Below are 26281 nucleotides of genomic sequence, written 5' to 3'. Positions count from 1 at the left end.
GGTTCCCTCCCTATTTCAACATGTCGGACAGGAAAGCGAGCGCCAGGCCCTGACCCCAGCCCTGAATCCAGTCTTTTGGAATATTGCGATAGCCATCCCGATCCTTCATCACCGCCGTACCACCCGATACACCAAGCACACGTCCATCTTCACTAATGTTGTTCAGGATGCCTTCCAATGCCTTTTGAACGTATTTGGTATGGAGCGGATTACCGTTATTGATCATGGCTGCTGCAATACCAGCGGAAGCCGATACCTCTTCATACGACTGCTCGTCATCCAGAACTGTGCGCCACAAGCCATTCTCTGTCTGCACGAGCTTCAGAGCTGCCAGTTGATCCCGCAGCGAGCACTCCACGTCCATGCACTGTGGATACAGATACCAGTCCTTCAACTGTGGTTTTACTTGCGACATGGTGTAGGCGCCCCAGGCGTTCGCTCTTCCCCAATACAATCCAGACATGTGGTCCTTGTTAACGTTATTGTAGCCGTGGTACCAGAAACCGCTGCTCGGATCTTGCAAGTATTTGATATGCCAGTAATATTGATTAAGGGCATCCTGGATCATATCCTGATCCTTTAATTTGCTTCCTACACGGAGCAGGAAAAATGCCGCCATAAACAAGGTATCCGCCCATGCCTGCTCGGGAAAATCATTGGAAATGGATACAGTATGCTGCAGCACGTTATCTCCGAATCTGAGCGCATGATTTTGTAGATAATCCACCTTGCTCATTACAATATCCCAATATTTTTGGTTCCCTGTTTCTTCATATAAAGTAATCAGCATATGGCCCATCGCACATGTATTTACGGTCCAGTCTGGCAAGCCTAGCTCGATGTATTCATCCGCCCATTGGACAAGCCTGTCCAAATACTCTTGATTCCCTGTCGTTTGATAAGCTCTAGTTACACCATAATACGCCACACCGCAAGGCCAATCCCACGTCAAATCCATTGCCAGTGTTTTTTTCGTAACGTTATCAATAACGTTTAAAATTTCTTCCCTGTCATATTTCACTTGAAGCATCGGTGATTCCCCTCTCGTGGCGCACATGCCCCCAAATGCGCTTGAGAGCTGTCCGTCCTTGGTTTGAAAACGCTTTACTTATTCCATTGTACGCAGTAAAATAGTGTCAATCTAAGCATATTCGCAACAAAACTGCGCAATTTCAATCATTTATGAATGGGAGTTATCGAATGTGCCCAGAAAAAAGCAGCCCATTATTGAATACCGCCACTACAGCTTACCGATCCACTTTCCTATTCTGCTGTTAAGCGGTGAACGTTGGAAAATCTCTGATATCAAAAGTGAACATCTTCATTTCCACAACCATTTGGAGATTGGTATTTGTCATTCGGATAGCGGCATTATGGAGATCAAAGGTGAATCGGTACCTTTTAAAGCCGGTGATGTAACCTTTATCCCCAGGTATCTTCCTCATACAACGTATAGTTCACCCAATGAAGCCAGCTTATGGTCTTATCTCTTTTTCTCGCCAGAGGACCTCTTTCAACATTCGTTTAAGAGTAGTACCTACAGTAACTTTGAGCCCAATTTGTGGGCAATTAAGGGATTGAACTGCATTTTAAACAGGGAGGAACATCCGAGGATTTACACCCTTGCAACATCTGTCGTAGAGGAATTGAAGCAGAAAAATCCTTTTTATCAGGAAAGTGCCTATGGCTTATTGTTATCCCTTTATATCGAACTCCTGCGAATCCATTCCCGGAATGAACCCTTGGCAGACCAAGAAACGCAGCATAATCTAAAAGGTGATCTTGTTATTTCTCCGGTTCTGGAGTATATCACCAAAAACTATATGTCACCCATCACCATCGATTTTCTCGCTGATCTTTGCCACCTGAGCACCACACATTTTCGTAGAAAATTCCATGACATTATGGGAACAGCACCTCTGGATTTCCTAAACAGCACCCGGATTGAAGAAGCCTGCAAGCAATTAAAAAGCACTGACGCTTCCATTCTTTCAATCTCCGAACAAGTCGGTTTTCAATCCATTTCCAGCTTCAACCGATGTTTCTCCAGACTTATGGGGAAATCGCCGAAAGAATGGCGCAAAGGCGCACAGTCCGAAGTGCAATCTGCGAAAGCTTCCATATTGGAGTTTACAGGGTGGATGTAAGGGGAGATATAGTTTATAGGCAAATGAAAGACGCTCCAGGAGCGAGTCCTGAGCGTCTTCTTTCGTTCCTTGTATCATTTCAATACGAATAAAGGGATTGTTACACGACTCTAAAGTATCTCTGTCGTGAGCGTGAACCCTTCGATTACGGCGTCTTCATCGACCTCAATCATGATGCACCGTCTACCTTGATAATTCACCTGTTTCACATACTTCAAATCCTGCGGGCTGACCGAAATCGTGGCTACTTTGGTTTCAATCTTAATGGATTTCGAAGTAAATTTCGGCATAACGCTGTTCGCCTTCAACTCATAATTCTTATCGTCCACGATCGTTTCAAATGCCCGTTCCACTTTCTCCGATGTCAGATCCTCTACACCGCTTGCGGTCAGCACACGTTCCACATCTTTATAATCGAGCTTCGGAGGTTCTTCTTCATGTGTCTCTTCATTGATTTCGATGACCCGGTTAATCTCCTCGTACACATGGGCTAGGGTGCTTGCGTCGAGTTGTTCACCAGTCAGTTCCTTCACGATATCTTCGAAGATCGCCCGTTCTTCCAGTGCTGTCACGGATCTTTCTCCATTCAATACATTTTCGACAAAATGCGGATCCGGGAAATTGGATTTCCCTGTGCAGTACAGAATGCGATTAACATCGGAATAGTTGTCCGTCACGCTTGGGTACAGGAAGCCCTGCTCCGGTGTGCTTAATTTGACAACCGGATCTACAATGACATTGTACTTAAATTCTCTCTCCACGTAATCAAACAAGAGCGTTTTCCGCTGCTTCTCCGTGGAATTCACACTGCAAAGAATGAATGGATGTGCGAACACTTCATTTTTCTCGCTCTCTTCCGCTTGGTCGTTCCGAGCCTTGGTTGGCAAATAATACTGTCCACGAACGAACGTGATCACCATATCCCTTTCATACTTGGCATCCGCCAACATTCTTTCCACCAACAGGAGCATCAGGTCCTGCCATTCCTCCGGATCTCCTGTTACCAGTGCTTGGTGAAGCATCACCTGAGCCGGCTCCTCCGCTTGCTCCTGGAACTTCAGCTCAAACAATTTCTGATCCAGCTCACCCGTCAGCAATTTTTTGAAATTGCCCATGTACAGTTCCTGTTTCTCTCTGTCCACCAGCTCAAACGGATGGCGCTCCCAATGATAAATCTCGTTCGTTTCCTTCGTAATATACACGTTGAGAATATCGTAAATATTCAGTAAATCATGATCCATCTTAAACTGTTTACGTATATGCGCGACTTCTTTTTTATTCATGATTCGTTAGACAACTCCTCAAGTAAATTGGCCTTACAAGTATAAACGATATAAAAAACCTTCGCTATATAAGTTCAACTAAAGAATATTTTCACTGGTACTCCGATGACAGAACAACCTTCCGATGTAGCTTTCTTTTAGAAAGCTTTTAGACGAACGCTTCGCTTCTTCAGGTTATTTCTGTCCTCTCCGTTATCGTGTAACCTTTGGGTTATTATACGATACGTTGGATACTGTTTAATTTTTAGTATCCTGCTGTAAACACAAAAAAACACGCCTATAAATGGCGTGTTTCCTCTTATCTATTTACAACTAAATAATTCTTCATACAAGCCACCGTAACGCTCTCTCCGCATTCACAGTACTGGGTATTTATCATGCCAAGACTTTTATGAAAACGAATTATTGTTCATCTATTAGCTCCAAGAAAAATATGGTATACTCACAGAGCAATGGAAAGGCTTATATGGGCGGTCGGCTAATCTCCCGGGAGGGAGGTGATGCCTTGTGACAGTATTTGAAGCAATTATGCTAATGCTTACCTTCGGTTCGCTGATTGTAGCGCTGCTGTCCAATAAACACAAGTAGACCGCCCACCCTTGCAAAGGTTGCGGTCTACTTGATCGTATATCCTCTTGTTAAGCCCACCGCCCTTAAAAGCGGCTATTGCATCAGAGAGTCGTGTTAGCGCACGGCTCTCTTTGCATTATAAGCTATTTCTATCCTTATTATAACATGGTGATTGTGGATTTCAATTTGCAGATTCGAATGTTCCCTATACCAAAACTGACGACAACTATTCAGCTTAACATCTTACATATTTACGCTTGAATCCAGTGCGCTCTTTTTCCACTGCCTTTTGAATATTTTCGGATGCTAGCAGAAACTTGCTCTTAGGTTTGTCCTTGTTGACTTCAACAGGTCCCACGGCCTTGGCTGTCTCCACTGCCTGATCATGCAACGGAAGGTAGGAAACTGCAACGGTGTAGAGGAAGTTGTTCATGGAATACTTGGTGCGTTCAGGTGATTCGTGAATTGTCTTTTCTACCTGTTTAAGCATATCGTTCAACTTACTTTCGGAGAACTCGCTATCCGGTCGGCTACCGAGTAACCAGCAATAACAGCTCCAGCCTGCAGACATTTTCAGTTCATCACCGCTCGCAATCCACTTGTCCGAAACCGCTTGGGCAATATCCGTCTCCGCCAGCGTGACCGAAACGATGAAGTCAGAGATCATGTAAAAATAAGCGGCATCGATCCAACGGTCAAAATCAGCTTCCGTCATCGCTTGGGGATCGGCAATCACACCAGCAAAGTACATGGCATCATAGTTCCCTGTAGCGTAAAGCAGCTCAGCCAAAGGTTGATCCTTTTTTATTTTCTTCGCGATTGGTTTCATCGCCCCGGTTGCTACTCCAAAAAGCGGTTCGTGTGCGCCATTGGACATATATATTTTCTTTGTTCGTTCTTTCCCGAGCGCTTCTAGCTCCTGCATTACCTCTTCCAAATTCATTGTGCAAAACTCCTTTTTCATAGGACATATATATTTCTAATTTATCTTTTAGAGGAATTACAGCTTGCGAGATGATCCATACAACAACTTCGCTTTCATTGTATCACAGCTTGTTGTCCCACTATACATCCAGATTCCACTAAATGTATCCCCCTTCCAACATATCGTTTGTACACAAATAGCCACTACTCTGAAGAGCAGTGGCCCATTACTGATAGCTTATTTTCCTTGTTACTATCCTTGGTTTACGGGTCTTTGACGACTTTTCCATTCCCGATAACGTTCAGTAATAATCGGCTCAATGATGTGATAGTTCTCAATGGAATCTTGCACATAGTAGATCGTTGGCAATCCAGTTGCCAATACGTTAGTGAAATCAACAGCCGTGTATAAGTCGTTATGGATATCCAGGTATTCGCGAGCAAAGACATCCGCTTCATCCGACAATTCCTTTGAGCTCAACACACCATCCCAGTTCTTGCGAAAGAACTGAGCACCCGTCATTTCATTTCGTTTCACGAGCTCAATTTCCGATGCATCGTTTCTACTGCTTTGTTTGCCAATCATATCGTTTTTGATTATCCAGGTGATGAACATCTCTGTTGGAACATAGGCTTGAGTGATGTCCAGCTCTTTCGGAAAGTCTCCCTCATAATGCCACTTCGCTTTGTCATACACATATATTTCTTTTTCCGGGATCTGAAACAAGACCTCTCTCTGCGCTTCCACAAAACCTTTAGTTCTCAGTTCATTAGCCAGTTCATTCAGCCCATCAACGGTTTCCTGCTTGGTAGGATAGGGTTCGTACGTCGGATTCATCGTCTTCTTATCAGGATATAACCGGCCTTTAATGATATTAAGAATGCATACTTCTGTTGCTTCCGTAATGATCAAATGTCGATAATCCGTAAACGTCTTTCCAGGTTTGATCAATACAAGCTCGATCTTTTCCATCCTCTCACCTCACCAATAATGCTAACAACTACATATGTCGAGTGATTAGCGTTCACCCTATGATATCAAAATTCGGAACGCCTAACAGAGTTATTCTATAGAACTTAATCTAATCCGAGACTTCTTCAAAGTCCTAATTACAGATCTGAGAAAGGCCACTTATCGTGCAATAAAATACCGGTACAGAACCATTTCTGTACCGCTGCGTTCAATTATGCTATTCGAGGACGGTCCGGCAACCCTGAGCAAGAAAGACCGATATATTAGAGCAAGACCGCTGTATAAAAAAATAGAGATGCCTCGCAGGTCCATTGACGGCCCTACGAGGCATCCCTTTTAGGTCAAGATGCTGCTATTCGAAATTAGTTTTCCCAGTATTGCTTGGCAATCTTTTGACCTTGAACGATTTTGGCCCATTGTTCAGCTTCGCTTAGTTCGTTACCGCCATCGCAGGATGCAAAACCGCATTGGTGCGAAAGCAACAGACGATCCTTATCAATAATTTTAGATGCTTCGTCAAGCAAACGGATTACGCGCTCTTCATCATCAAGTGTATTGGTCTTAGATGACAACAAGCCTAATACGATTTCCGTTTCAGGTCTGTCCTTGAAAACCTCCAGGGCTTCGATAGAACCCGCACGATCATCATCCCACTCCAGGAAGAAACGATCATATTTCAATTGCTTCAGGAACAGGTTAGCGATTTTCGTGTAAGATCCACCACCCATGTTGCGAGAATCATAGTTGCCGCGGCAATTATGTGTCCACATTTTCAAGCCCAGGCTATGACCGAAGTCAATCACTGTATTGTTAATATCAATAAATTCGGTGGCGAGACCCTGTACTTCCTCTTGATTAATGTGCTCCCCTGTAAACGGAGAGTTCGGGTTGTCGTCTGCAAATAGCTCCCACAAGCAGTCATCCATTTGCAGGATTTTACCGCCTACCGCAGCGAATTCTTCCACAAATTCCTTATATGCTTTCACAAGACCCTCTTTGAGCTCCTGAATATTCTGATAAACAGCGTCCGTACCGCCGATATTATCGGACCAGGAGAGTTCACCAAAAATATGGGATGGCGATGGAACGCAAAGTTTCGTTTGCTGGTCGCCTGCCGTGTCTTGCAGTTGTTTGAACAGTTGAATGAAATGGTGATTTTTACCGCTCAATTCGCCCGTTATGCGCAGGCCAATATCTTTACGTGTTTCATATTTTGAAGAGCCATCCACATCACGGAAAAAATAGCCATGGTCTGCAATATAACGCTCAACTCCACCAAAGCCCCACACAAAATCCAGATGCCACATCGATTTGGAGAACTCTCCATCTGTAATAATCGTCAGGTCATGCTCGATTTCTTTTTTCACCACTTGTTTGATGGCCTCAGTCTCGCATTTTTCATAACCTTCAAAACTCTCATAGAATGGATATTTGATATCATCACGATGTTCAATTTGCGTTTTATATGTCAGCAGCTCATCAGGACGCAACAAACTACCTACGATCTGGAACTTATCAGTCATGTCAAAAACCCCCTCGTTGTATACCATTATCATATCATGCAGAACGAGGTTGGCTGAGATACTTAAATGCCATAACTAGTTATAGTTAAAAGCTATAGCAAAAATTGAACAATAAAAAAAGTAGACTTTCCAACATTCGAAGGTTGAAGTCTACTTAATCATATCTTTTCTTGTTAGCTAATGTTCAGTAGGACCATCCTTGACACAGGCTACTCCGTCATTGAACTTTATTATGTTTCACAACGTACTGCGCCTTAATTCATAAAAATACTGCACAGCTGGATGCTTTAACTTTATCTGCTCGGACATATTTAAGATTCGCTTTTTGCCCACTCGTCTGTCTATCAAAGCCAGAATATTCAACAAGATATCATGACTTTCCAGACTTTCCTCTATAGAAATCGATAAAAACGTAGTAGCTGCAACAGTAAAATTGGATTTACTTAATGATGACTGTGCTGACAGGAGCTCCTTTGCAAGTCCTGAGCTTTTTCTGCTTCTTGCTATGACTTGAAGGCGATCCTCTGGAACGGTCCCTTTGGTTTCTTTTCTGACGACTTCAATCTCTTCATGACTTACAGGAATCAGGACATCCGGGTCGTTCTTGATCTCCTGCTCCGTCTGATACCATCTGATCGAGCCAGTGATGTCACTCATATTGAGTACGTTCTTTTTGTCTACGGTAATGTAACAATTTCCTGATTTATCGGGTGAATAGCGGTAGCTGGTTGCCCGGTATTCGACCGTTCCAACTAACGTGGGACTAAGGAAACTCTCCAGTTGCTGCTTCAATTTACTCCAGGACATATGACCTCCTGTATTCTATTCATTTTCCTCTACCCCATCATGCTCCTTACTTCCAAATTCATCTAGCAATTCGCGTACTCTAGTCGTTGTTTTGGCGTTCATCAAGCTATTTCTCAGCTCACTTGCCCCGCGGAATCCACGGACGTAGATTTTGAAAAAGCGGGCCAGCGGGCTGAACGAACGCGGTTCAAGCTCTGAATATTGATCATGCAGGTCCAAGTGCAGCCGCAGCAGATGAAGGAACTCCTCTGTGGTATGTTCCCTTGGCTCCGTTTCAAAAGCAAACGGATTCTGGAAAATGCCTCGTCCAATCATAATGCCATCCACACCATACTGCTCGGCGAGTTTGAGTCCAGTCGCACGGTCAGGAATGTCTCCATTAATGGTTAGCAACGTATTCGGTGCAATCTCGTCCCGAAGTTTCTTGATATCCGGGATCAGCTCCCAGTGCGCATCGACCTTGCTCATTTCCTCTCTTGTACGCAGATGAATGGACAGATTCACAATGTCTTGCTGCAAAATATGAGTCAACCAATCGCGCCATTCGTCCACCTCGGTGAACCCGAGGCGAGTTTTGACACTGACGGGCAAGCCACCAGCTTTGGCCGCCTGAATGATCTCCGCTGCAAGCGCAGGACGGCAGATCAGACCGCTTCCTTTTCCATTCTCCGCCACATTGGCGACAGGACAGCCCATATTAATATCGATGCCTTTGAAACCTTCCTTCGCCATCCCGATGCTCATCTCGCGGAAGAACTCCGGCTTGTCTCCCCAGATATGGGCCACAATGGGCTGTTCATCTTCGGTAAACGTCAACCGCCCACGCACACTTTTGTTCCCCTCCGGGTGACAGTAACTCTCAGTATTCGCAAACTCCGTAAAAAACACATCCGGTCTGCCCGCCTCACTAACGACATGCCGAAACACTACGTCCGTCACATCTTCCATGGGTGCCAGTATAAAAAACGGTCGTGGCAAATCACGCCAAAAATTTTCTTTCATATTAGAAACTCCTCTATATATACCAGGACAATCTTTGTCCTCATTAATAGTTAAAATCGTAAGCCATACATCTGCAATCGTATCATTTACATTAGCAGATTCGTTGAAATTTACATTTTGATGTCCTTGCTTCTTCTTCACTTATACCATGCAAATGTAACTTCGTACAAACATCAGTATCTGTTAATGACATCAAGATGAATATACCCTACCCCGAAGAGAAGCGCACTCTTCAATAGACTCGCATAAAAAAGAGGGGCAATGCCCCCTTTGCTAGTTACCGTATGGGTCCTGGTTTTCCTTTTCTCCATTTATCACTCCACCAATTTTACCACGTCTTTAGTTGATTTTCAGCACGGGTTTATTAGTGATTATTTGAAGCATAACTTTATCTTCTCGTTTTGGCCCCCCCAGTATAGAAATCAGACTGCCTCCATCGTTCTAATTATTCGCTTTGTTCGCTCTTGCCGAACCGAACAAGCTCCTCTACAATAAAAGTTCGGCAGGCTTTTGTACCTGCAAATCGTGACATGGAGGAGGCCTGAAACAAACATGGAAATTTCACTCGATATTATCAAAGACAAAGTCGAATGCTTGCAGGCTTATGACTTCAATGAACTGGAACGGGCAATCGAAGACCGAATCGGAATGAACAAAGCATTGCTGCTTCGGGTGAAGCAGGTTCAGCACCAAGTCACGTTCGACCCGCTTCGAAATAAGATGTTATATAGTGCAGTTGTTCATTTTTCTGCAGAGTGATGTACGAGTTTTTTTACTTCGATATGGAATAGTAGAACTACCCCCGTCTGGATTATACGGGGGTAGTCTTTTTTATTAGTTGGTTTAATTAAACTTTACATTTCCCAGATCCGGTAGAGAACCATCGCTGCTTCAGCACGGGTCAATGGTTCGGCTGGTGCGATTTTGCCATCTTTGCCGTTAACAATTCCGCTTCCTACGAGGGAAGCTACACTATCCATTGCGTAAGCGGAAATGCTTGCAGCATCGGAATAAGGAGCTAGATTTGCGTTGCTGGCAGATTGCTTACCCGCTGCTTTCATAGCTTTTGCCGTAAGAAACATCATATCTTGACGGGAAATGCTGCTGTCAGGTTTGAATGTGTGATCTTCGAATCCAGAGGTGATACCAAGTTCTTTGGCAATGGCCACGACCTGTGCATAGTGAGCAGTTGGCTGTACATCGCTGAAGGCTGCCGTGTTCGTGCCCGAACCCTTCAATTCAAGTGCTCTGACAAGCAGGGTGATAAAGTCGGCTCTCGTGATGGAAGCTGCAGGAGCGAAGCTGTCATCAGAGATTCCTTTAATAATATCGCGTGCAGCCATCGCTTCGACTGCTTGTTTTGCCCACAGAACATTTTGCAGATCGGCAAAAGACTTGGTTACGTAGGCTACAGCATAGGTGCTGAAATGAGTTGTTTTGAACACCATTGAGCCGGATTTAGCATCATAGCGTCCACTTGGCACGGCTGTTGCATGCCCTTGATTGTCAATGTAAAGAATCACGATTTGATGTGCATTGGCAAGCTCCTGTGCAGCAAGAGTGTACGGAACAGATACCGTTACAGGTGCCGCTGGATTGTTCCAGGCAAGGAGACGGTCACCAGCTTTTACACTTAGATCGATCACCGGACGGCTCCCCACAATAGCGCGAACATCTGAGCTCAGACGATCTGCTGAGACTTTGCTAATCTGAATAGAGACTTGATCGGCTTGCTCCGAAATATTAGAGAGCATGTTGGACGGAATTTGAAGTGTTGCATTGTCCGTCTTAAGCACAAACTCAACATTATTGTTGCTTTGCAGGATTGAAGTCGGCAATTGCACAACATAGGATTGTACATTTGCTTGCTTCGGCACTTCGATGGTAACCTGCTTCTTGCCGTTTGCACCTGGAGAAGCTTTTTCAATCGCTTTATTCAGGCTGTCGCTTGAAATGGTTGCTGTGGCTGTTCCATTTTCGACTTTAATTACCGGCACAATCGCCGAGTCGCTGCCTGGAAGCTCTGGTTGAGGCTGCGGCTGCGGAGTAGTCCCGGAGTTCGATCCGCCACTGCCGCCGCCATTGTTCCCCCCGCTGTTGTTACCTCCGCCATTGTTTCCACCAGAAGAAGGTTTGCCAGTCAGCGTCAATTCACCGAATACGGAAGTATCCTGGTAACCTTGACCAGATGGATCGTTCCATGCGTTCACGCTGATTCTGTTGCCGTCTTTAGCATCATTAATCTGCGCATCAAAGCCAATTTTAGCATTGTTCGCAGGCTTAACCTTTTTGAACGGAATTTTCATTTCAACTGTGTAGTTGGTACCGGAAACAGAGACTTTTGATTCGAAGCCTGCAGCGATTTTCGCAGGATTAAAGGAAGCTACGTTCTCAAAGTTCACTCTGTATTGTCCATCATCATCTTGGAAGTTAGCCGTTTTTCCGTTATTTTCATCGACGAATACTTCGACGGAATCCTGCTCCCATACATTCGGGTTGGTCTTGTTCAGTTGATCGTCTCTGACTTGAACCAACACATACAGATTGTCGTCATCCCAGAGCGCTTTTGCTGTTCCTGTTGCACCTGACCATGCCATTTGCTTTGTATCCAGTTTCAATTCAGGAGCTTTGCTCCATATACTGTCTACGGAGCCATCAATAGCTGGTGTCCCATAGTAAGCACTTGAGCGCTTGTAATCAAGAGCTTCAGGCGGATTTTCCGCCATGTACTTTTCAGGATCAACTACTGCGTAGAACGCCTCTTTTGCTTGAAAATTCTTATCGAACAAGGTTGGATTCTGCTCGGCTCTCCAGCTGGTGCTGTCATTTAACCCCCAGAAGGTGACACGCGAAATATGCTCGCTGTTCTTCTTATAGAGATCCATCAATTGGGCATATAGATAGGCCTGCTGCTTTGCTTCTTTTTCAGTGATTGTAGAATTGGTGCCTGCCATAATGTCCAACTCGGTGACACTGACTTCTACTCCCAAGGAAATAAAACGCTCAAGCGACATCTTGACATTGTCCAGTCTCGTACCCAAATTGTAGTGGGCTTGCATGCCGATGCCGTCAATCAGTTTCTCGCCAGGGTGATTTACGGCGTACTTCTCATTGAGCTCTTTCACCATGCTGTAGATCGCTGTAGCTTTATTTTGGTTGTCATCGTTATAGTCATTGTAGTAAAGCTTGATATCCCAGCCATTTTCTTCAATGACTTCTTTTGCTGCAAGGAAGGCCTCCTCTATAAATTCAGGGCCGATGGCTTGTAACCAGCCTGAATTACGCAATGCATTTTTCCAGTCTTCCGGATTAGCCGGATTATCGTTCATGGCTTCGTTGACAACGTCCCAGGAAATAACTTGGTCACCAAAATGCTCAACGACCGTTTTAACATGTCTTCTTAGATTCGTCAGAGCATCCTCACGGCTCAATGGTTCACCACTCACTGCCGTATGAAGCCAGGTAGGTGACTGCGCATGCCATACGAGCACGTGGCCGTGCAAATCAAGGCCTGCATCATGTACTTTTTGGACAAGAGCATCTTCTGCAGTGAAATCAAATTGTCTGTCCATGTCATATGCATAATCCGGCTTCATGTCATTCTCAAACGTGACGACATTGTGATGTTTCTTCAGAAGCTTGAGCCGAGTCTCGTCAAAGGTAGACGGATTAACAATGTTCCCGATCAAGAAATCATCTTTGTAAATATGCTTGAGGTTTGGAAGGTTTTCTTGAATCGGAGGTGCGGCAGTTACAGGTCCCAGATATTTTAGAGCAAAGTCATCCAAGAAGAAGGTACGGTTGCCGCCGTCATTGTTTGCTGTTTCAATATAAGCATTGAGTACGCTTGGAGTAGTGGTGAGCGTATACTTACCCGTTAAGTGTACCCATTCCTGATCGGTAACGGTTGCATTTGGTGAAACGTTCGCAAAGCCGCTGTCAGCATATTGAACACTAATACGAAGGGTTGTAGGCGCTTCGCCAGGTGCCATTTTCACCCAAGCAGACAGCTCATATTCGTGATTCTTCGCCATTTTGCCAGTTGCATCAACCAAGGCTGCATCATATTGTGTTGTAGTCGTCACAAGCAAACTTTGCTTGCCGCCAGATGTATGATTATCGTTTTGGGAAAGAACTACCGTTTCACGGCCATTCCGTGCTTTGAATCCATCCAGGCCATTCTCAAAATCGGCAGAGATGCCCGTTTTATCTACAATCTCCGGTGCGGTTTGATCAGGGGTTACATCGGTGATGATGACTTCATCAATGTAAATATCGGAGGTTAACGTATTGTTTGATGGTTCAACATAGATGATGACCTCATTCGTTTTAGAAGGTACTTCATAGCCTTTGGTTTCAAATAAAGTCCAGTCGGAAGCGGTTACAAGCTTGTTGCCTATAATCCAAGGATACTTCTGATCATCCGACAATATTTCAGAATCTATCTTAGAAGCCAGATGGAACTGGCCTTCACCTGAACCGAGTCTAACCTTGAGAGAAATATCATACTTACGGTCGGATTTCATTTTGCCAGTAAGTACGAGAGCTGGAACGGCCTTCTCATCGGCCCGGTTGAAGAACTTCAGAGATTTCGTACCTTCGGAGGCTACGTCGTTAACGACCGCAGTATCCCCGTTCGATCCCCAACCCAGCTTGCCCCATCCATCGGTACTGCCATCTTCAAAGCTTTGGTTAAGGACTACCGCTGGTTCAACAGGTGCTGCTGTCTGGGTAATCGTGATATTCCCGATATAGAATTGAACACCATTTCCGGCATCATCAGATTTAATCCGCAGAGCTGTCTTGTCCACACTGGTTACGGAGAGAGCGGCGGATAGCGTAATGCCTTTTCCTGCTTTAAAGTCAGCAGAGCTAATTCCAGTGTATCCCTCTGATCCAGTAACGCCCTTATTAGATACAATCTCCAGGAGAGCTTTCCCAGCTGCAGGTGGGTTAGAATCAGTATCGACATAAACGGAAGCGGTTACAGAATACTCTTCGCCAACCGCCAAACCCAGGTCACCGAATGTGATGTCCACGCCATCCCAGTTGTTAGATCGGTTACTAACTTTTAGAGCTGCTCCATCATCATTGCCTTCAAACGGTTTGCCTGTTACAGCGTCCAGCTGGGCACCACCTGATTGAGTTACCTTGCCTTGGCCATTCTGGAATGTTTCTTGATACACAATTTGTGAATTAGATGCCGCTAGATCCGCAGCGCTATCTGCCGGAGCAATCAAGCCGCCCGGAAGAAGCAGAGCCGCTGCGAGCACCCCGGAAACGACCTGCTTAAATGATTTCCTCATTCGAAGCATTCCCCCCACATCAAATTTTTTACAAAACATATAAAGCGCTTACATAATTTGTTATAGCCAGCCTCCTTTCACCCCAGATAATACCACTTCATGAAAGAGAAATCTTACTCCAAATTAAAGGGGAATCTTAGTTTTTTACAGAACTCTACCAAGTCTGATAATGGTATGGACATACTCTTCATTCCGCTAATCAGGCCGCGGCAGATAAATTCGTCTCAGCACTCACAACAGATCCCCTCTTAATAATGCCTACCACCAGCCACACTTTAAAAAAGACCAAAAAGGAGCAGGATTCCCCTGCTCCTTCGCTATGTGAAACTTCTTTCTCTCATCAAACGTAAATTCACAAGGTATAATGAAGTCAGATGACCGTTCAGCATGATCTTATGACCATCATAATGAAGGAGGGGACATTCGTGGCGTTTATCCCGTTAAACTGTCCCAATTGCAACGGAAGAATTGAATACAAAGAGGGTGAGATTTTAAAGTGTCCCTATTGTGAAACAGAGCTTTTATTGAAGCAAAATCATGTCTATTACGTAGACCAGACCATTAATCATTACCACGGAACGCCCCCTAAAGCACCGCTGAAGCAGACTGCCTCCGTAAAGGTAATGCTGATACTGATGTTAGTCCTAACTGGCGCCATCGGTACTTATTTTTATTATAGCAACAGCTCCACCTATCCAAAAACAGAGGCCAATCTGCCTGTGCGAAAGATGCCCGAAAGCGAGGTTCTGCTCTCATTTTTGCGAGATATCTTCGATAAAGGGTCTGCCTTGCCTGCAGAAGAGGAATTGGCTCGTCTTCGCTATTTAACCGTAGAGCATTCGGAGAATGATCAGTGGAATTTTACATATAGCCTCTCCGATCCCTTCAGCGATGAACAGGCCGAGAAGATCACTTATGTTACTCAGGACAAGAAACTGAATAGCCAGCGGATTGATCAGCGAGATTTTGAAGCTTTTAAGGGACTGACGGCATTGGACCTGACGAATACCTATGAAATCTCCCAGACGGACCAAACCACTTTGGCCCATATGTCCGGATTAAAAAGTTATGGAGGCGCTTTTAACGAATCCTTCAGTAAATTTTCGGGCTACTTTGGCGACAAGTCTAAAATTACGGAGCTTTCCACTCAGCTTCGCAGCAATCAGGAATTGGTCCTGCTGCTGGAATTTCCTAATCTGAGCTCTTTATCCATTACCTATGTGGATGAGTCCGTGACGGATTTCTTTCTGTTGAATAAACTGCCGCTCAAGTCCCTGTCGCTCACCTTTGTCGATGAACTCGAATGGTTGTCGTCCATGACCGGGCTGTCATCCTTGTCCATACAGCACAGTGAAGCCACAGACCTGCAGCCGCTGTACGCCTTGACCCAGCTTCAGGAGCTTCAGCTGTCCTATTTAACGAATGTAAAGTCCATCGACTTTGTACAAAACATGCCTGCTCTACAAACGTTAGATATCGAAAATGTAAACTTTTCTAGCCTGGAGCGCTTGGCCGGCAAGAACTCCATTACTAAACTACGCCTTGCTTCTCTAAGTCAGCTTAGCTCGGTAAAGGCCATAAACAGTCTGCCCTCTCTGCGGGAACTAACGTTGTCCGGTTACTATGAGAACGCAGAGGCGTTATCTTTACCTAATGTGGGCCGAGTGGAAATTCCAAGCTCCTTTCTCCCGGGGCTGAAGGCGCCCGCCGCAACCAGCCTGACGCTCCTTGGCGGAAGCGGAGAATTGAACTTGGCGGCGCTGGGGAAATTCCCGAAACTGGAGCAACTCTCCCTCTGGGAGATCAGTGAAATAACCCATCTTGGCGCCCTGGACGGCTTGTCCCGCCTAGAGACCCTAAGCATTTACGACTCGTCACTGTTCAACGAAAGCGATGCCTTATTTCGTTTGAAGCAGGTCAAATCTCTGATGTGCTCCGAGTGTAGGCTCAATTTCGGACAAAAATCGGCCGCAGAGAACGGCGTACTTGAGCATTTGACCTTAGAGCAGCCTTATGTCAGCATAAACAATACCTCTGTTACTGAGGTTGACCAAATGATGTCTTACTTTGCGAAAATGTCCGCTCTACGTTCCTTCACTCTGCAAGACAGCAATTTGGCTTCCCTCGAATTCATGAGTAACTGGCAGGCCATAGAAGAGCTTCATCTTGAGAACAATGCCATTTCCAATATAGAGACCCTAAGCCAGCTGCCTAATCTGCAAAAGGTATATCTATCCGGTAATTCCGTACAAAACAAATCCGTACTTGGTACGGGTGTGCACGTATATTAATTACCGCCTGGGATGATGGGGAGTTTTAGACTACTACAATTAATGAACTCACTCCAGAATTACTCACAAATTAATGAATGGTATTGAAACAAAGACAAGAAGGGGTTCGAGAATCATATATAAATTCTCGAACCCCTTATGTTTATGTTTAGCTTCTAACCAACACTGCCACACTCTCTACATGTGTTGGGTTGCATAAAATAGACATTCATAATGTGGCAGTATTCGCTGCTTCCAACATCGAAAAGAATAGTATATCTTGTGGCTGAATCATTTTCATCCTCGTTCTGAATAAACTGATAGACTTTAGGAACACGGAGATGTGTCTTAAATACACAAACCCTTTTTCAAAATCAATTATACTAACATCAGAGGTATGCCCCTGCCGCGGAAAAAGAAAACAAAATCAATATGATTGAATCCTTAAAAAGGATGGAGTAAGAACGCCATTATGGTAATTAATGTTGTCTTGGCGTATACAAAAACACCGCTGAAGCCATCCCGGCTTGCAGCAGTGTTTTCATTTACTATAACCGATACTCTACTCTTACCAAGTAGCCATATGGCCACTCATTTACAAGTCTATCTTTCCAAGCGCACGCATTATTCTAATCAGTACAATCGCCGCCTGCTCTCGTGTTGTTTCACTCTTCGGGCTGAATGTATTCTTTCCCGTACCCTGCATGATATTGAGCTTCTGCATTAGACGAATGCTCTCCAAATTGGTTGCATCTACGCTGTCGAGATCCTTGTAACCGCTCGGACTGCTATCTTCCCTGGTGATCGGTAGCTCCTCCAGGACAATCGCGGCCATTAGCATGCTGGCTATCTCCTCTCGGGTCAACGGCTGATCCGGCAGAAAGCTATCGCTGCCCGCAAACCCCAGCAGTCCAAGTTTCTTCGCTTGAGCAACAACGCTGGAATACCATTCGCCCGGCAGTATGTCCTGATATGGAGACGATTCCGCGGCTGTCACAGAGCTGCGTCCGAGCGCACGAACCAGCATGGCGGTGAACTCCGCCCGAGTGACACTACGCTCCGGGGCGTACTTCCCACCGCCAACCCCGTTAACCAGGCCTTTTGCAGCCGCAAGCTCTACATAAGGTTGGCTCCAATCCTTCTTCACATCGGTAAAGCTTAACGGGTTTTCTGCGACAACGTACACGCTGTTTATGTTGGATTGGATCATCGCATACCACACGCCTTCGATCTGAACGCTCCGTGCCGCGACAAACTCAAATTTCTGCACCTTCTCGTCGTAACGAAACGCTCCCCATTGTTTTGGCAGAACAGTCAGGCGCTTCGGCAAAGGGATCATTCGGGTTAAGGCCTTGTTTGATCCTTCTGCATTCCCGATCGATTGACCGGTCTTCGTGTTCACGATCTCCATGCCGAAATCAACAATCGCGCTCATCACCTTGCCATTCGGCAGGTCCCCTGTGAACGTTGTCTGAATGTTCTTATCGTCCGACCTGTCCGTCAGCGAAATTCTCAAGCTGATCTCATCTATTTTCAGTGTATTGGTCGTCAGTACATCCTGCAGCCCCGGAATGAGCACCCCCAACTGTACCGGCAAGAGGTAACTGCCATAAGGGGTCTTGATTTCGAGGACAAAGCTGGCGTTCTTGTCAGCAAAGCCGGATAGAACGGTGGCCGGTATGCTGACATGAACGGCGCCTTCCTTGGGTGTTGCCTCTAACGTATAGGACGGCTTCGTCAGGTCGATGATTTCCGGATTCATACGAGTACCGTTTACATCGATATAGGGCTTGGCAGGTGCAGGTACAGGTGCGGGTCCGGGTACAGGTCCGGGTGCAGGTGTAGGTGCACCGCCCCCCGTATTGCTCTGTTCCGCTGGCATAACCGTCACGGTTGCTGACGGACCCGCTTGCTCTGTACCATTGAGATAGACCTTCAAGCTATGGGATTTGGCGTTTGCCGCATGGTTCCTTGGCAGTGTGACGACTGCTTCCGCGCTTGTATCGTTGCTGGCAACAGCTGTGTCGGCATAGATGCCGTCCACGTATACGTCCAGCTTCTGTCCGATCAGATGCATGCCCGCTATAGACACCGTTACGTCTCCTCCAGTATGCGCGAGACTTGCCGGCTGCGCGGTTATGTTGGTCACGACAGGCACCGCCACAGTAAAGCTTGCGCTTGCTGCATCAAGTGAATTATGGTTCGCATTCTGCACCTCATCTCCTGCCACCTTCACGTGATAAGCGCTGTCACCAAGCGTGCCGTCGAACGTTAAGGTAAACGTCAGCGATGATTGATCATAGGTTACCGTATAATCTGAGAACGGCGCACCGTCCTTTTCCATGCTGAGCAGCGTTGCCGCATCGGATACGTCCACCTCATCCCCGTTCGCTATTCCATAGACCGCTTCACTGACCGTAATATGGATGGAGGCCGGGGGCGCAATGAACACTTGATGATCCGTAAACCCGCCAAAGGTCACGACCGGTTTCGTCGTGTCGTACAAGTAGCTCAGGACATTGGATGCTACGTTTTGGTTGCCCACTGTATCTGTAGCGGCATTGGCCGCAACTTGCACGGTTACAGCCTGTCCGCTTATAAGGGGAACAATTGTAGCTGTATAGGTCTTGGCGTCCTCAGCAACAAAGTCCGTTACAGTTCCGTTATCAACCGTAATGCCAGCTACCATGAAGCCGGTTACCTCCTTGCTGAAGTCGATCTTCACAGGGAACGGCGCATTAACTGTCCCGCTTGCCGTACTGGAAATCGTAACAGCAGGAGGTGTCAAATCTCGCAATACGGTAATCGTATACGTCCGGGACGGCTTGAAATACGGCTCCACGCGGACGTTAATAGTCGTCGTGTCTGCGGAAATCCCGACTATTGCAGAGCTTCCGCTTACTTGCAGCTGATCGTTCACATAGAGAGCGGCGTATTCCTCATCCTCAAGCCCGGTCTCCACATGTACTTGCGATACTGACGGGCCGATATAAGACGTATAGGACGTGATTTCAGATGAAAACGGGACATCGAACACGCCTTCCTGCAGCCCCAGATTTTTCAACCCGTTATCTCCCGGTACGGTCGTTTGGCCACTACCATTATCTCCCCACGCCACAACCGTACCATCCGCTTTCAGCGCCAGGGAATGATTCAATCCCGCTGCTATCGCGACGACTCCTTCTTTCGCTTCTACCGGTACGGTCGTTTGGCCAAAATAATTATATCCCCACGCCTCAACCCTTCCGTCCGCTTTCAGCCCCAGGGAATGATTCCATCCCGCTGCTATCGCGACGACTCCTTCTTTCGCTTCTGCCGGTACGGTCGTTTGGCCCTGACCATTATATCCCCACGCCTCAACCGTTCCGTCCGCTTTCAGCGCCAGGGAATGATAACCTCCCGCTGCTATCGCGACGACTCCTTCTTTCGCTTCTACCGGTACGGTCGTTTGGCCATAATTATTAGCTCCCCACGCCTCAACCATTCCGTCCGTTTTCAGCGCCAGGGAATGATAACCTCCCGCTGTTATCGCGACGACTCCTTCTTTCGCTTCTGCCGGTACGGTCGTTTGGCCACTAACATTATATCCCCACGCCTCAACCGTACCATCCGCTTTCAGCGCCAGGGAATGACTATCTCCCGCTGCTATCGCGACGACTCCTTCTTTCGCTTCTGCCGGTACGGTCGTTTGGCCATTCGAATTATATCCCCACGCCTCAACCATTCCGTCCGCTTTCAGCACCAGGGAATGATAACCTCCCGCTGCTATCGCGACGACTCCTTCTTTAGCTTCTACCGGTACGGTCGTTTGGCCATAATAATTATCTCCCCACGCCTCAACCATTCCGTCCGCTTTCAGCCCCAGGGAATGATATGCTCCCGCAGCAATTTTGCTCCCTTTGACAGGCGAGGCTATATCCTTCGGTACGGTCGTTTGGCCACTACCATTATATCCCCACGCCTCAACCGTTCCGTCCGCTTTCAGCGCCAGGGAATGATCCCATCCCGCTGCTATCGCGACGACTCCTTCTTTCGCTTCTGCCGGTACGGTCCTTTGGCCACCACCATTACTTCCCCACGCCTCAACCGTTCCGTCTGCTTTCAGCGCAAGGGAATGATAACCTCCCGCTGCTATCGCGACGACTCCTTCTTTCGCTTCTAACGGTACGGTCGTTTGGCCATAATAATTATATCCCCACGCCTCAACCGTTCCGTCCGCTTTCAGCGCCAGGGAATGATAACCTCCCGCTGCTATCGCGACGACTCCTTCTTTCGCTTCTACCGGTACTGTCGTTTGGCCATAATTATTATCTCCCCACGCCTCAACCGTTCCGTCCGCTTTCAGCGCCAGGGAATGACGCCCTCCCGCTGCTATCGCGACGACTCCTTCTTTCGCTTCTACCGGTACTGTCGTTTGGCCATAATTATTATCTCCCCACGCCTCAACCGTTCCGTCCGCTTTCAGCGCCAGGGAATGATACAATCCCGCTGCTATCGCGACGACTCCTTCTTTCGCTTCTACCGGTACTGTCGTTTGGCCATTCGAATTATATCCCCACGCCACAACCGTTCCGTCCGCTTTCAGCGCCAGGGAATGATAACCTCCCGCTGCTATCGCGACGACTCCTTCTTTCACTTCTGCCGGTACGGTCGTTTGGCCATAATTATTATCTCCCCACGCCACAACCGTTCCGTCCGCTTTCAGCGCCAGGGAATGAAAAAATCCCGCTGCAATTTTCACTATCCGACTTTCAATCCCTCTTTGCGCTGCTTCCACCTTCTGAGGATGAATAGGAAAGATCACATTCAGCAGCAGGAGTGAAGATAATACCTGAAGCACAAGCCTTTTCCAATTTTTCGATAACTTCATCTTTATTCTCCATTCTTGTTTCAATGTGAAATCTAAATTAATCCGCTACATGACATCTTAGCTCGAATAATAGGAGATTGTAGTCCTACTAAAGTAGTACGCGGCAGAAAAAAAGAAAAAAAGCGAACGACAAGGTTCGCTTCATGGCTTGTTAATCAATCAATTGCAGCTCTTTCGCTCGGACGACTGCTTGCCCTCTTCGCTTAGCACCCAGCTTGCCGAAAATTCTGGACGTATGCGTCTTGACCGTCGTTTCGGCAATGCCGAAACGATTCGCGATATCTCTATTGGATAAACCCTCCGCAATCGCCGTTAATATTTCAACTTCCCTCCCGGTCAGCGGCTCGACTAGACTCGATTGGGCTGTGCCAGGTGCAAGTGAAGATGCAAGAGAACGAGCATCCTCTGCGGATGCCGCCGCTGCTTCGTCCTCCAGCACATTAAAGTAAATGATACGCGTGGCTAGAAGCTGAAGAACATTTAAGTCGCGCTCTGTAAAAACACCAGACAGGTGTCGGTTCTCCAAATACAACAAAGCAGCAGAACGTTCCCCCGGAACCCGAACAGGCAAACAAAGAATTGATCTAGGGCGCTGCTCCTGTATGTAAGTATCTTGCAGGAAATGGCTATGAAGCGCATCCTGAAGCAGAATTGGTTCATTCGTCATGACGGTATGACGCAAGACACTCACCGCGTACCCATCAGCTACCTCTTCGTCGGCATGCCCGCCTAAGCTTGAAGCGATGTCAAAGCCGTTATTACGACAACGAAGAACAGCCCCTCTATCCGCCCCCGCTTGGCGGATCGCAACCTTCAGGAAGCTTATCGGCCAGTCGGCCTTGTTCGTCCAGCCCTGCCAATCGAGGATTTGCTGCAACAGTTCGTCTCCGTTTGCCGAAGCCCTCATATGTCCAGCAACGTGCGGATGAGGCAATTGTAACTCCCTATCGGCCTTCCCCTTCAGCTCCTCATGAATTTGACCTCCATAAGTCTTCGTGATATAACGGAACAGATCGGCATGCTCATGCCTGATTAGCGTCACCTTGGAGGTGATCCCCCAAATGGAATAAGCGGTACAGGCATCCATTGCAGCGATTATCGCTCCTGACCGACTGTGCATGTCGTTCTGATAATAACTGGCAAGTCGTTCGCTAGAAATCCCTTCCATCAAGCCGTATTTCTCGACTCTCGCTCGCTTTACCGCTTCCGTATAGCCGCGCAGCGCGCCCCACTCATCCCCTTCGATTCGTGTCCATTCCGCTTTCATCAGCAGATACGCAGAGGAATCTGCTCCGAGATACCCCTTCCTTTTCTTCATCAATCGCAATTGTCGACGTATCGCTTGCCGTATCCGCTTACGTTCTACTGCATCGACCTCTGGATATACAGCCGCTAAAGCCAACGCTTCATATAATCGATGCTTCCAGATCCTGCCCCAATCCAATGCCAGCTCATTTTCCCTTCCCCGCTTGGCCCAATACAGCGCCTCCCGATACTTCCCAGACAGATAAGCGACCTCAAGCTTACAGATAAAGCTGAAATTGTCCTCGCTGTCCCTAGCCCGATCTTCGCTATGAGGTACGGGAATCGTAATGAAATCGGCTTGCAAAGATTCGTCCTGAAGAGCCGCCAGATAGCTGCCGGCGATCTGTACCAGTTCCAGCGTCTTGTCACTCGCATAGGGCCGCATGTGAGCCTCGAAATAATCCAACAGATCGGATAGCACATATAAGTCTCTGTTGTGCGTAATGAGACAGGAAATCATAACGATATTGGCAAAGGATTTATCTCCAAGCTCCACCGCATAATGCAATGCTTGTCCCATATATATGGACGCTTCCACAGGATGTTCCAATTGCTTGGATAATCCTCTTGTATAGGCGAGTCTATGCTGAAGCTTTGCGCCTGCAAAAACTGAGGCTCCGATGGATTCCCGATCAAAGAGGAACTCTGCTTGGACATAACGCCGTGACACCCGCTGCAACAGCAGTTCGTAACTCCAAATAATACCTATCAGCGACTCGTTCAACCCTTTGCGAACCCCATAACGAATAAACCTTGCGTACAAATCCACCAGCGCCTCCGGATTGTGTACAAGCAACGGATAGAACAGGAGCTCCACATAGCGGCATAGTGCAGCATGCTCCACATCGTGACTGGAGGTGATAGCGTGTAACTGATCCTGCATTTGATGCAGGAAAAGCCGGGTATGAATTACTTCCTTGACGATGGACAGCTTGGAAACCTTCCCTCTCACCTTCCATCCATAGGCCGCCAATGCTTCTTTGCCGTACCTTATCGATATTTCATTCTCATCCAAAGCGTGGAAGTGAATCAATTCCTCCCAAAGCTGTGAACGGTCCACCCGATTCAGCTTGCCACCGCGCTTATCCATGTCCAGCAATAGTTGCTTCGCTGACTCCTTGTTGCCGCTCATATACTCGAACCATACGTAAGCTTGCTTTAACCGAAAAAATTGCGACCCCGATTGGATTTCCTCTTCTTCAACGATAAGCTGAAGACCCGCCTCAATATAGGGTTTTCCTTTCCAATAATGCCCGTCATCCATAGCATTCATTGCGACCTGGAGGTTATACTCAGCCAGCTGCTCCATCTCTTGCACGGACATGCTTGCAACGCCACGATTTAGATGATCAACCATCTCCAGCAGCGTGTCGTCGCCTTCCGACTGACGGCGCTGCAGCAGCCGTCCAATCTTCTGATGCCTCTGCGAATTCCGATCCGTATCGCATGAATACGCGAGTTGATGCAGATGATCGTGCCCAAACATGTACACTCGCTCATGCACGTCTTTTGTCCTAAGCTCCTCCTCCCAGTAGACAATTCCTTGCACTTCTGCATCGTGAAGAAAGCCGAGCGTCACTTCGGTCGCATAATTACTGACCTCAGAGAGAAGTGACAGATGAAAAGTGGAGCCGATGGCAGCAGCCATCGCCAGCAGCATTTTCGTTTCGACCGGGAGTAGGGTAAAGCCCTTCTCCATTAGATCAGGATTGGCTTTTACATCGCTCAACTGCCGCACGATTTCTGCATCCCATATCCATTGGCGCTGCTTATCGTCAAAGAGAAGTTTCTTCTCCAGCACCCATCCTTCCAATAACAGGCGTATTGCACGGGGGTTGCCGCCCGTCTCATGGTAAAGCAATCTGGCCAGCAGCCTAACACGAGCCGAATCTTCATGAATTGTATCGGTGACATATTGCCTTATATCTGCAAAGTGCAGCGGATGGATAACAACCTGCTCAGCTGCGAAAGTGCGTATCCTATCAGCAAGCCAGGGAAATTTCAGTGTGAAATTCCGGTCATTGTCATCCACACCACAATCCAGTTCGGTCTGAAAGGCGCCAATCAGGAACAAACCGGGGATTGGTTCCCCTAGCAGAAGTGCACGAATTACAGCATGCGTATTTTCGTCGGCCCGTTGCAGATCATCCATAAACATAACAAGTGGTGGCTTGCTATTCGCAAAACAACGAATCAGTAGCGGAAGCAGCTCCCCGAACCGTCTCCAAGCATCCGCATCCGGGGCGAGCGTCTCATCCACCTGGCTTATGAACAGCGACTTGGCCTCAGGCAATACCGAAACAATCGTCTGTGTCTCTTGCCCGCACTCCGCATGCAGCCGTCCCTTCAGCCGCGTGATTTCATCATCCGGCTCACTCCAGAGCTGATGAATCCACTGCCGCAAAGCTTGGAGCAGCGGTTCAAATGGCTTTATCGAAGGGAACTGCTTGCCTCTCCCCTCAATAAATCGCCCGCCTCTTGCTACAATATCTGGATAGAGCTTCTGAACAAGAGAGGTTTTGCCGCTTCCCTCAACCCCGCTAATCCACCGAAACACAGGCAGACCATTCGCAGCCTGTTGCAAACCGGCTTGCATCTGCTCGATTGCCGCGCTGCACCCGTACAAAGAGTCCGTAAGGTGAAAGGAACGGATAGTGTCAATTCGGCCTATTTCAAAAGACGTCAGCTCGCCGCTTTTCTCCAGCATCTCCTCGCAATGCTTCAAATCGTCAAGCAAGCCATAAGCGCTTTGGTAACGTTCATCGGGAGATTTAGCCAACAGCTTCAATAGGATCGCTTGCAACGGTCCATCCCATTCCCGCCGAATTTCAGATAGAGGAAGGGGGGCCATTTGAACATGCGCGGCGGCCCATTCCTCCCCATCTTCAGGAAGAAACGGTAATTGCCCAGTCAGCATTTCATAGAATAAGAGGCCCAGAGTATAAAGATCGCTGCGACCATCAGCCACACGATTAACTCGACCCGTTTGCTCGGGAGATTGATAGACCTCATTCCATTCCATGTTTCCAGACAGATGCGCCTTCTTTAGATCTCGTTGAATGCTTATGCTGGAAGGGTTCAAGCACCCGATTACCGCAATCTGTTGATGTGTGCGGTACACCAGATCCGTCAATAGAATAGATAAACCAATGAAATCCTTCTGTTCCATAGGCGAATCCAATATATAATCTCTCAATTTTTTATCGTAGTTTATAATCATACACACCTTATCTAAGTTGGGTAAATAGGATCACAGTTGAGTCCCTATCTCAGCCATTTAGGTAAATTTTAATATATTCTG

14 protein-coding genes are annotated in these 26281 nt (G+C 47.0%); 4 read left to right on the top strand and 10 right to left on the bottom strand.

The features are described from left to right. Nucleotides 1-10: 10 nt before the first annotated feature. Nucleotides 11-1030, bottom strand: coding sequence for a glycoside hydrolase family 88/105 protein (locus ACDJ58_RS02805; protein ID WP_413375295.1), 1020 nt, complete (start codon nt 1028-1030; stop codon nt 11-13). 172 nt (nt 1031-1202) lie between these two features. On the opposite strand from ACDJ58_RS02805, the gene ACDJ58_RS02800 reads away from it, so the two are divergent. After that, nucleotides 1203-2147 carry a helix-turn-helix domain-containing protein gene (locus ACDJ58_RS02800; RefSeq protein ID WP_413375293.1) on the top strand — a complete coding sequence of 315 codons (945 nt, stop codon included), beginning with the start codon at nt 1203-1205 and terminating at the stop codon, nt 2145-2147. Between the two features lie 110 nt (nt 2148-2257). Here ACDJ58_RS02800 and ACDJ58_RS02795 read toward each other — a convergent pair whose 3' ends face one another. Then, a complete protein-coding gene (locus ACDJ58_RS02795; protein ID WP_413375291.1) occupies nt 2258-3430 on the bottom strand; it encodes a DUF4317 domain-containing protein in 1173 nt (390 codons plus the stop codon). 507 nt (nt 3431-3937) lie between these two features. Here ACDJ58_RS02795 and ACDJ58_RS02790 point away from each other — a divergent pair. Continuing rightward, on the top strand, nt 3938-4018 hold the full coding sequence (locus ACDJ58_RS02790) for a putative holin-like toxin (protein WP_353057537.1): 81 nt from the start codon (nt 3938-3940) through the stop codon (nt 4016-4018). Between the two features lie 217 nt (nt 4019-4235). Here ACDJ58_RS02790 and ACDJ58_RS02785 read toward each other — a convergent pair whose 3' ends face one another. From ACDJ58_RS02785 to ACDJ58_RS02765, 5 genes are all read right to left on the bottom strand, one after another. Beyond that, the gene (locus ACDJ58_RS02785) at nt 4236-4943 is read right to left on the bottom strand and encodes a DNA alkylation repair protein (RefSeq protein WP_413375289.1); all 708 of its coding nucleotides are present in this window, start codon (nt 4941-4943) and stop codon (nt 4236-4238) included. A 234-nt stretch (nt 4944-5177) separates the two neighbouring features. After that, entirely contained in the window at nt 5178-5897 is a 720-nt protein-coding gene (locus ACDJ58_RS02780) for a hypothetical protein (protein WP_413375287.1), read from the bottom strand. Nucleotides 5898-6259: 362 nt separating this feature from the next. Continuing rightward, nucleotides 6260-7420 (bottom strand): cobalamin-independent methionine synthase II family protein, encoded by a 1161-nt coding sequence (locus ACDJ58_RS02775; RefSeq protein WP_413375285.1) that lies wholly within the window; start codon nt 7418-7420, stop codon nt 6260-6262. Nucleotides 7421-7657: 237 nt separating this feature from the next. Next, nucleotides 7658-8227: a hypothetical protein gene (locus ACDJ58_RS02770; protein WP_413375283.1), complete on the bottom strand. Its 570-nt coding sequence runs from the start codon at nt 8225-8227 to the stop codon at nt 7658-7660. A gap of 15 nt (nt 8228-8242) precedes the next feature. Next, entirely contained in the window at nt 8243-9229 is a 987-nt protein-coding gene (locus ACDJ58_RS02765) for a tRNA dihydrouridine synthase (RefSeq protein WP_413375281.1), read from the bottom strand. Nucleotides 9230-9781: 552 nt separating this feature from the next. Here ACDJ58_RS02765 and ACDJ58_RS02760 point away from each other — a divergent pair. Next, a complete protein-coding gene (locus tag ACDJ58_RS02760) occupies nt 9782-9988 on the top strand; it encodes a DUF2536 family protein (RefSeq protein WP_072735697.1) in 207 nt (68 codons plus the stop codon). Between the two features lie 95 nt (nt 9989-10083). Here the strand turns inward: ACDJ58_RS02760 and ACDJ58_RS02755 are convergent, their stop codons facing one another. Further along, nucleotides 10084-14535, bottom strand: a complete 4452-nt coding sequence (locus tag ACDJ58_RS02755; protein ID WP_413375279.1) for an endo-1,4-beta-xylanase — start codon at nt 14533-14535, stop codon at nt 10084-10086. Between the two features lie 425 nt (nt 14536-14960). On the opposite strand from ACDJ58_RS02755, the gene ACDJ58_RS02750 reads away from it, so the two are divergent. Next, on the top strand, nt 14961-16826 hold the full coding sequence (locus ACDJ58_RS02750) for a leucine-rich repeat domain-containing protein (RefSeq protein WP_413375277.1): 1866 nt from the start codon (nt 14961-14963) through the stop codon (nt 16824-16826). A gap of 574 nt (nt 16827-17400) precedes the next feature. Here ACDJ58_RS02750 and ACDJ58_RS02745 read toward each other — a convergent pair. Together ACDJ58_RS02745 and ACDJ58_RS02740 are read right to left on the bottom strand one after the other, a co-directional pair. Then, nucleotides 17401-21675: an S-layer homology domain-containing protein gene (locus ACDJ58_RS02745; RefSeq protein ID WP_413375275.1), complete on the bottom strand. Its 4275-nt coding sequence runs from the start codon at nt 21673-21675 to the stop codon at nt 17401-17403. A 151-nt stretch (nt 21676-21826) separates the two neighbouring features. Beyond that, nucleotides 21827-26161 carry an AAA family ATPase gene (locus ACDJ58_RS02740; protein ID WP_413375273.1) on the bottom strand — a complete coding sequence of 1445 codons (4335 nt, stop codon included), beginning with the start codon at nt 26159-26161 and terminating at the stop codon, nt 21827-21829. Nucleotides 26162-26281 lie beyond the last annotated feature (120 nt).

The organism is Paenibacillus taichungensis (assembly GCF_047302525.1).
Taxonomy (GTDB): domain Bacteria; phylum Bacillota; class Bacilli; order Paenibacillales; family Paenibacillaceae; genus Paenibacillus; species Paenibacillus taichungensis_B.
Note: the sequence above shows the minus strand (reverse complement) of the source record. Positions and strands in the feature narration are given on the sequence as shown.